1 protein-coding gene is annotated in these 1,165 nt (G+C 53.5%); it reads right to left on the reverse strand.

Annotated elements, in window-relative coordinates; all coding sequences use genetic code 11:
- Nucleotides 1-675 (reverse strand): aspartate/glutamate racemase family protein (locus tag A3AY_RS0112795; protein WP_018326061.1); only part of this gene is annotated, 675 nt, incomplete at its 3' end.
- Between the last annotated feature and the right edge of the window lie 490 nt (nt 676-1,165).

Consider the following 1,165-nt stretch of genomic DNA (forward strand, 5'->3'; position numbering starts at 1 on the left):
GAGATCCGTAATGCCGTAAACCGGTACGCCAATTCTCTTTCGCAGTGCTGGAGCAACGCAAGGGAAAGCGGTGCAGGTAAGTAGAATGGTCGCAACGTCTGGATGAGACGCTCGCAAGCGTGTTGCGCCTGCAATTACATCTGCCTCAAGGCCCGTCATCTTGTTAGAGATAGTCACCTCTGCGGGATTGCGCGTCTTGACGCTCTGCTCATACGCACCTTCGCAACCACCGAAAACCACCCTGCTCCTATCAGCCGAATTCTCAATGCCGAGAGCCGTGTCATCGTAGGGGGACGGCAAGGAGACACTCAAAATTCCAATCTTCGCCGCACGGCTCGCCTGACGCAGCAAGAGAGGCAACAAAAGCAGACTCGATAAGATTACGGGAACGTCCACCGCTGCTGCCACCGCAGGCTGATGCCAAGAAAAAAGGCCACAATCTGAAGCAAGTGCGACAGCACCCCTTTTTACCAGACGTTCGGCTGCGCCGATTACGGCGGACTCAATCGAGGGATCGCGGGCCCAGAGCCGATCCATATGGGCGCCTTCGACTTTTTCCGTGATGATCGGGAAATCGAATGTCTCAGGGTTAGCGACATAGCCGCGCGGCAACACGGAGTCGCCCTCGGTCGTCAAAACGCCTAGCGCGCGTCCCATCATTCCATTGCTGATCATTCTATTTCCCCAACGGAACTCTAACAACCAAGCCTCGTCTGCGTGCATTATTATGCAATGTTCAATATTGCATAATCAAAAATAATGTCAATTTTGAAAGCCAGGATTGCCCAAAGGTCATTTCGCACGCGCGTAATTGGCGTGCCACGAGCCCGGAAATTTCCCACGGTGGTGCAAGTCCAGCATTGTTCAATGGCATCCGGTTCGTAGATCCAAAAAGTGACGTTGGCTTTGAAGCAGAGCCCTGTCTCACCCTGCCGGGCGTCAACTCGGTAGCACTCCGTTTCTACGCGCTATTTCGCTTAAGATGCCCAGCGTGCCGGCTCACTCCAACAGCCCGCTCAAACCCTCTACCGCGGCCGAAACATTTTCCTTGACGAAAACAGATTCGATTATACAATATGCCGTATTGCTATGCGATATTCTATTGAGCGCGATGCGGTCGCTTGGCATGTCTGGAGAGGCGCTCGAGTCTTTATGACGTCGAATC

Source organism: Rhizobium giardinii bv. giardinii H152, assembly GCF_000379605.1.
Classification (GTDB): Bacteria; Pseudomonadota; Alphaproteobacteria; order Rhizobiales; family Rhizobiaceae; genus Pararhizobium; species Pararhizobium giardinii.